Source organism: Calditrichota bacterium, assembly GCA_016867835.1.
Taxonomy (GTDB): domain Bacteria; phylum Electryoneota; class AABM5-125-24; order Hatepunaeales; family Hatepunaeaceae; genus VGIQ01.
Genome location: VGIQ01000125.1, coordinates 1 through 7,315 on the forward strand (window position 1 = coordinate 1; position 7,315 = coordinate 7,315).

The 7,315-nt window shown below is 57.2% G+C and carries 6 protein-coding genes; all 6 read right to left on the reverse strand.

Features of this window, described 5'->3' with window-relative positions:
- Positions 1–353: helix-turn-helix transcriptional regulator (locus tag FJY67_10410; protein MBM3329862.1), on the reverse strand; the 353-nt coding region annotated here is incomplete at its 3' end.
- Between the two features lie 49 nt (positions 354–402).
- Complete coding sequence (locus tag FJY67_10415; GenBank protein MBM3329863.1) at positions 403–1,944, reverse strand: YifB family Mg chelatase-like AAA ATPase; 1,542 nt, start codon at positions 1,942–1,944, stop codon at positions 403–405.
- Positions 1,945–2,131: 187 nt separating this feature from the next.
- A complete protein-coding gene (locus FJY67_10420; GenBank protein ID MBM3329864.1) occupies positions 2,132–2,554 on the reverse strand; it encodes a carboxypeptidase regulatory-like domain-containing protein in 423 nt (140 codons plus the stop codon).
- Between the two features lie 64 nt (positions 2,555–2,618).
- Complete coding sequence (locus tag FJY67_10425; GenBank protein ID MBM3329865.1) at positions 2,619–3,611, reverse strand: dihydroorotate dehydrogenase-like protein; 993 nt, start codon at positions 3,609–3,611, stop codon at positions 2,619–2,621.
- Between the two features lie 37 nt (positions 3,612–3,648).
- The gene (locus tag FJY67_10430) at positions 3,649–3,996 is read right to left on the reverse strand and encodes a hypothetical protein (protein MBM3329866.1); all 348 of its coding nucleotides are present in this window, start codon (positions 3,994–3,996) and stop codon (positions 3,649–3,651) included.
- A 109-nt stretch (positions 3,997–4,105) separates the two neighbouring features.
- A partial coding sequence (nifJ, locus tag FJY67_10435; protein ID MBM3329867.1) for a pyruvate:ferredoxin (flavodoxin) oxidoreductase occupies positions 4,106–7,315 on the reverse strand: 3,210 nt, incomplete at its 5' end.

Consider the following 7,315-nt stretch of genomic DNA (forward strand, 5'->3'; position numbering starts at 1 on the left):
GGGGCTGGAGCGGCTTCGGTCGGTTCTGCAGCCAGAGCCGCCTTCGGCTTGCGTCCGCGCTTCTTGGGGGCTGGAGCGGCTTCGGTCGGTGCTGCAGCCAGAGCCGCCTTCGGCTTGCGTCCGCGCTTCTTGGGGGCGCCAGCCGGCATCGACAAATCGATGGCTCCGCTCTCTACGTTTTGAACGAATTCCTGTAATTTCTGCAGGGTCCGCTTATGAGGTTTGCGCGCCCCGCCTTGCTCCATTTCACGCAAGGTTGGAAGACTGAGCCCGGAGAGTTCCATGAATCGTTGCTGGGACAGCCCTTTCTGGGTTCGCCACTCGCGCAGATTCATCTTGTCGAGGTCGGACATTGACCTTTCCTTTGGGTTGAGTGAGTCGAAATGTTCGTCGGTTATGGCTTCAGAGCCACCGTTCTTGATCGAGACTGCGATACTGTATCGCTTCGGTCAAATGTTCTGGCTTGATATCGAGCGATCCATCCAGGTCGGCGATCGTTCGAGAAACTTTCAGGATGCGGGTGTAACCGCGGGCCGAAAGACCAATCTGACCTTCCATTGCCTGTTTGAGAAGCAGTTCACTCTGCTTGTCAACCTTGCAATATTTCCGCATTTCGCGAGTTCCCATATCAGCATTCACCTGCACATTGGCGACATGTTGAAATCTCTCATATTGAATCTGTCGGGCGGCTTCAACACGGGCGCGAATGGCAGCGGAGTTCGGTTCGCCGCTTGCTTCCGAAGCGAGATTCTCAAAAGGCACCGGCGGCACTTCGATTTGGATGTCGATCCGGTCGAGCAGCGGCCCGGAAACATGCCCCAGATATTTCTGAATCTGTATCGGGCTGCAATGGCATTCCCGGGTCGGATGACCGCGAAAGCCGCAGGGACAGGGATTCATCGCGGCGACGAGGATAAAATTCGCAGGATAAGTGAGCGACATCTTGGATCGTGTAATAGTCACGTCGCCGTCTTCCATCGGTTGGCGCAGGACCTCAAGGACGCTCTTGTGAAATTCGGGTAGTTCGTCGAGGAAGAGGACGCCCTTATGTGCCAGAGAGACTTCACCGGGGCGGGGCACCTGTCCGCCGCCGATAAGCCCGGCGTCCGATATGGTATGATGAGGGCTGCGAAAAGGCCGGATTGAAAGAAGCGGGATGTTGGGCGGAAGCATTCCGGCAACCGAGTAGATTTTCGTTGTCTCAAAGGCTTCTTCGATGGTCAATTCCGGCAAAATCGTCGGCAGCCTTTTGGCGAGCATAGTCTTTCCGGATCCCGGAGGGCCTATCATCAGGAGATTATGCCCTCCCGCGGCGGCGATTTCTATTGCTCGCTTGGCGTTATCCTGACCGCGCACATCTGAGAAATCGACCGCATAGCGCATCGTCGAGCGGACAATCGAAGCCGGATCCACAACTAAAGGCTCGATTGGTCGTTCGCCATTCAGAAATTCGACTGCCTGGCGTAAATGCTCTATCGGGCGAACTTCGACCCCATCCACCATAGCCGCTTCGGCCGCATTCTGTGCCGGAACAAATAGCGACCGGACGCCGTCTTTGGCGAGCGCGCCAGCTATGGGAAGCGCGCCGCGAATTGGCCTGATGCCACCGTCCAATGCCAGTTCGCCCAGGAAAACGGCGTTCTTTAGGCCCTCACGTTCAACCTGCCCGGTGGCTGCCAATAATCCCAAGGCAATGGGAAGATCGAACGCCGAGCCTTCCTTCTTCACCGAAGCAGGCGCCAGATTAACGGTTATCTTCTTGGAAGGAAAGAGAAATCCGGCATTCTTGATGGCTGCGCTTACCCGCTCCCGAGATTCCTTCACTGCAGTATCCGGCATTCCGACCGTGGTGTAAGCCGGAAGTGCCGTATCAAGGTGCACTTCCACCTTCACTTTAAAGGCCTTTATGCCATCGACTGCCGCCGACAAGATTTGGGCATACAAGGTGCGCTATTATCCCGGATGCTTGTTAATAAGGCTGTTTACCCTGCAATTTAAAGCCATTCAAATCACTTGTCAATATCTTTGGTGACAAAATGAAAAAGAAGTGCCGCTCGATTAGACATGGCAAAAAGTGAACAGACCTGCCTACTTAGGCAGGTCTGTCACCAGTTCAGCACTGGGGAACTGATTATCTTTCCGCTTCCATACGAACGCGCTGGCGGGGAAGGACGAGTTGCACCCGGACGGCGCCGTTTTCGCGCACCCCGATGCGAGTCCGGACGGCGCTGGTGCGGGTCTGGGCCGCGACCACGTAGTATCCCCCCGGGATTCCATCGAAGACGAAGCGCCCGCCGCGATCACTCGTAACGCGTGCAGCGAAGGCTCGCTGTCCACGCGGGACATCGACCTGCTGTATCGTAACCAGCGCTCCAGCCACCGGATTGCCTGCAGCGTCAAGCACCGCACCGCCGACCGTTGCGGCTTCCACGGGCGGAGCGAAAATTCCCAGCGCCAGCAGGAAAAGCGCTGCGACACCGATTCTTGTAATGTTCTTCACTGATCTGTCCTGTGTGTTGCTTGGATGATAGCGGGTAGATCGACAACATCCCAGGTTGCTGTCGTAACCCTAATCAACTTACAAGACTATAGCCCCCAAAGTCAAGGATTTCCAAGGCTCAAATGCGTAGGCTTTGCAGTTCTTTCAGGTATAGCGCCCGCTCGAAGGCGGCCGGATCTGCCACCGACTTCTGGCTCATCGAGCCGATCATCTGACCGACCGACTCGTAATCGTGCTCCTCCAGCCAACGTTGGAGATCGGCAACGATCTGGCTTGCGTAGGCCGTGCCATTCTTCAGGAGGGCGCTGCAAGTCAACGTTGCACTCGCACCGGCCATCAGCAGTTTGATTGCATCTACTGCGGTGTGGACGCCTCCCGTCGCCGCAAGCGAAGCCTCAATGCGCCCATACAGAATGGCAATCCAGCGCAGCGGAAGGCGGATGGCGCTCGAATCGGAGAGGACGATGTGTGGCTTGACGCGCATCTCATCGATGTCAAGGTCAGGTTGATAGAAGCGGTTGAACAGGACGAGGCCGTTGGCTCCGGCTTCGACGAACTGCACCGCCATTCGGGGCAGCGAGGTGAAAAATGGCGACAACTTTAACGCCACAGGAATTGAAATCTGCTCCCGCACCGCACGCACCACATCGAGGTAGGACTCCTCCAGGGCCGTGCTCTCTTGTGCCGGATCGGTCGGTATATAGTAGAGGTTCAATTCAATGGCGTCGGCGCCGGCTTCCTGCAGGCGTGCAGCATACTTCGTCCAACCGCCCGGCGTTACGCCGTTAAGGCTCCCTATGACCGGGATAGCGACGGTCTCCTTCACGCGCCGGAGGTGCTCGACGTGTTCCTCGCCGTCGAGGTTGTAATCCCCCGGATCCGGAAAGTAGGTGAGCGCTTCGGCGAAGGAATCGGTGCCTTGCGTGGTGTGATAGTGGAGAAGCAGCGCCTCGTTGGTGATCTGCTCCTCGAAGATCGAGGGTAGCACCACTGCGGCGATGCCGGCGTCCTCAAGCCGCCTGATCTGATCAAGCGATGCGGTCAGCGGCGACGATGAAGCCACTAACGGATTGCGAAGCGTAAGCCCAAGATAAGTTGTTGATAAGTCCATAGGTGAATGCAAAGTAGAAGATGTCAGGTGCGAGGGTCTATTGTTGTAGTAAACTAATGGTTGCATAACCCAAAAATTTAAGCCCGGGATAGGCGCAAGCAATGAGCAACTTCTCTTTAACTCGTTCCAATCCGAGCATAAGATGTGCATACGCGAAGAGCAATAGCATTGCGACCAGGGCGGCTGCCAGCCGCGTCCATAACATTACGGATGGCGAGTTTGTGAAGAAGAGCAGCCAAAATCGGGATGTCTCGACGAGCGGCATCGCCAGTGCGATGAATAACACTCCCGCCCAATCGGTCGGCTTGCTGCGCGTTACCAACAATATGCTCAGGTAGATACCAAGCAGATTGACGCCTACCCAGAAGAAGACGACGGCGAGCAAGTCTAATTCACTTCTGCGATTTTAGCGGGCATGTTGAAAGTAGTTTGCGCTTCTCGAGTGGTTGATTATCCCTCCCAGGCAGCGGAAACTTTTCCACTTGGCCACTTGCCTATTTGCTCACTTGCTCCCCAAAATTCATCGCCGCAAGTTGTTCATAGAACCTCCAACGAGACTGAGTGTCTGACTGCGCTTTCTGGATGAGTTCCCGTGCGCGATCGGCCTTGAACTTGGTGAGCATTCTCCAGCGGGTCTCACTATAGGCGTACTCTTCGACCGGAATGGAAGGCGGTTTGGAATCGAGGATCAGCGGATTCTTCCCTTCCTTTGCCAGTTCGGGGTTGTAGCGGTAGAGCGGCCAGAAACCCGACTTTACTGCCATATCCTGATGCTCCATCCCCTTTTCCATATCGATGCCGTGTGCGATGCAGTGGCTGTAAGCGATGACAAGCGATGGCCCGTCATAACGCTCGGCTTCGAGGATTGCACGGACGGTCTGCTGGTCATTAGCGCCCATGGCTATCTGAGCGACATAGACGTGCCCGTAGGCGATAGCCATCAGGCCGAGGTCCTTGCGCGGCATAGCCTTTCCCGAGGCGGCGAACTTGGCGACAGCACCGAGCGGCGTCGCTTTCGAACACTGACCGCCGGTGTTGGAATAGACGCCGGTATCGAGCACCAACAGGTTGACGTTGCGCCCGGTAGCAAGGACATGGTCGAGTCCGCCGTAGCCGATATCGTATGCCCAGCCGTCCCCGCCCATCCCCCAGACCGACTTCTTTACAAGCGCATCGGCGATCTCGAGCAAGTGCCGTGCTTCCCAGCCTTCGATTCCGGGCAGGATCGCCTTCAGTTGACGGACATGTTCCCGTTGGTCGTAGATCTCAGCCTCGTCGAGTTGCAGATTGGTGCGGATGGCTTCGACCAGTTCACCGCCGATCCGGTCTTTTAGTCGCCCGACTAACTCGAGTGCATACTCGCGGTGCTTGTCGAGAGTCAGCCGAAAGCCGAGAGCGAATTCGGCGGCGTCTTCAAATAGTGAGTTGTTCCAGGTAGGCCCTCGACCGTCGTTGTTGACCGTCCAGGGCGTCGTGGGCAGATTGCCCCCGTATATGGACGAGCAGCCGGTGGCGTTGCCGACGACGAGCCGGTCGCCGAAAAGTTGGCTCACCAATTTCACATAGGGCGTCTCGCCGCAGCCCGAACAGGCGCCAGAATACTCGAAGAGCGGCTGCAGGAACTGCGATCCCTTCACCGTATTGACCTTCACCAACCGGCGATCGACCTCGGGCAGTGCCAGGAAGAAAGCGTAGTTCTCGCGCTCCGACTCGCGAAGTGGCGGCTGCGGTCCCATATTGATCGCTTTATGCTTCACTTCGGTCTTGGAACGGACCGGGCAGAACTCGACGCACAGACCGCAGCCAGTGCAGTCTTCGGGCGCCACCTGAAGGAGGTATTTCTTCCCTTTGTAGTCGGCCGCCTTATAGTCCGCAGACTTGAGGGCTGCCGGCGCTCCGGTGAGTAGTTCCGGATCGACCACCTTCTGGCGGATGGCAGCGTGCGGGCAGGCAATAGAGCACTTGCCGCACTGCGTGCAGAGCGCTTCGTCCCAGATGGGAATCTCGAGCGCGATGTTGCGCTTTTCCCATTGTGCGCTGGCAGTCGGGAAGGTGCCGTCTTCGGAAAAGGCGCTGACCGGCAGATGGTCGCCGCGGTTGCTAATGATGGTTCCCAGCACATCCCGTATGAAATCGGGGGCTTCAGGCGCAACGGGCGGCAGCCGGTCCCAGGTGGAGGTTGCTTCGGCAGGCACCTTAACCGGAAACAGGTTGTCGAGCGTCTGGTCAATGGCGCGAAAGTTCATTTCGACGACCGCGTCGCCTTTGGATCCATAGGTCTTCTTCACCGCCTTCTTGATCTGCTCGATCGCATTCTCCCGCGGCAGGATGCCCGAGATCGCAAAGAAGCAGGTTTGCATGATGGTGTTGACCCGCTCGCCCATGCCGGTCTCGCGCGCGACCTTGTAAGCGTCGATGACAAAGACCTTGATTCCCTTCTCGATAATCTGCCTTTGCATGCGCCTGGGAAGGGTATCCCATACCTTGTCGGGGGGAACGTAACTGTTCAGCAGAAAAGTCGCGCCCGGGACCGCGTCGGCGAGCATGTCGTACTTTTCGAGGAAGACGGTCTGGGAGCAGGCGACGAAGTTGGCGCGGTTGACAAGGTAGGACGACTTAATCGGTCGGGGTCCGAACCGGAGGTGCGATACAGTGATGGTCCCCGACTTCTTGGAATCATAGACGAAATAGCCTTGGGCGTAGTTGTTAGTCTCGCCTCCGATGATTTTGATCGAATTCTTGTTGGCGCCTACCGTGCCGTCGGCGCCGAGGCCGTAGAAGAGGCCGCGAAAGACGTCGTCCGGCTCGACCGAAAAGTCAAGGTCGTAATCGAGTGAAAGGTGAGTAACGTCATCCTCGATACCGACCGTAAAGCGCCGCCTGGAATCGGGCTTTGCCAGTTCATCGTAGATAGCCTTTACCATCGCGGGAGTGAACTCCTTGGACGAGAGTCCATACCGTCCGCCGATGACCCGGGGCATGGCGGTAAAAGGCGCGCTGCCGTCGGCAGACGCTTCGGCGAGAGCGGTCACGACGTCCTTGTATAGTGGTTCGCCTTCGGCACCCGGCTCCTTGGTTCGGTCGAGGACGGCGATCGCCTTGGTCGAGGCTGGGAGGGCTTGCATCAAATGAATGGCCGAAAAGGGCCGGAAGAGATGCACTTTGACGAGGCCGATCTTCTCACCGCGTGCAAGCGCCCAATCGACATACTCCTCGGCGGCTTCGGCGCCCGAGCCCATCATCACGATTACCTGTTCCGCGTCGAAAGCACCGACGTAGTCGAAGAGATGATATTGCCTTCCTACAACTTCAGCGAACCGGTCCATTTCGGCTTGCACCAGGTGCGGAGCGGCGTCATAGAACGGGTTCATACGCTCGCGAGCCTGAAAGAAGACGTCCGGATTCTGCGACGAACCGCGCAACACCGGCCGGTCAGGAGTCATTGCCCGACGGCGATGCGCCAGGATCGCATCGTCCGGCATCAGGGCGCGAATATCGTCCGGGGTTAGTTGTTCGACCCTTTGCACTTCGTGCGAAACGCGAAATCCGTCGAAGAAATGGACGAACGGAATCCGCGTCTTGAGTGCGGCCATTTGCGCGATGAGCGCAAAATCCATCACCTCCTGGACAGAATTCGAGGCTATCAAGCCGAAACCAGTCGAACGCACTGCCATAATGTCGCTATGATCTCCGAAAATCGAGAG

Excerpts from the sequence above, each read along its gene's own strand:
- FJY67_10425 (MBM3329865.1), bottom strand. The coding sequence starts at position 3,611 with ATGGACTTATCAACAACTTATCTTGGGCTTACGCTTCGCAATCCGTTA.